This is a genomic window from Pseudomonas sp. IT-P258 (genome assembly GCF_949767825.1).
Lineage (GTDB): Bacteria > Pseudomonadota > Gammaproteobacteria > Pseudomonadales > Pseudomonadaceae > Aquipseudomonas > Aquipseudomonas monachiensis.
The window spans coordinates 1-274 of the sequence record NZ_CATKPU010000094.1 but is presented as its reverse complement, the minus strand read 5'-3'; the positions used below and the strand labels follow the sequence as shown (position 1 = coordinate 274).

The window sequence follows — 274 nt, the reverse complement described above, 5'->3', positions numbered from 1 at the left end:
CGAAATTGGGTCTGTAGCTCAGTTGGTTAGAGCGCACCCCTGATAAGGGTGAGGTCGGCAGTTCGAATCTGCCCAGACCCACCAATTTTGTGTGGGAACCTGTAGAAATACGGGGCCATAGCTCAGCTGGGAGAGCGCCTGCCTTGCACGCAGGAGGTCAACGGTTCGATCCCGTTTGGCTCCACCACTACTGCTTCTGATTGTATAAAGCTTAGAAATGAGCATTCCATCGGTTCGATGGTGAATGTTGATTTCTAGTCTTTGACTAGTTCGC

The 274-nt window shown here is 51.1% G+C and carries 2 tRNA genes; both read left to right on the top strand.

The window, feature by feature from the left end:
- Positions 1–7: 7 nt before the first annotated feature.
- A tRNA-Ile gene (locus tag ACM6G4_RS25955) sits at positions 8–84 on the top strand.
- 27 nt (positions 85–111) lie between these two features.
- Positions 112–187, top strand: a tRNA-Ala gene (locus ACM6G4_RS25950).
- Positions 188–274: the final 87 nt, after the last annotated feature.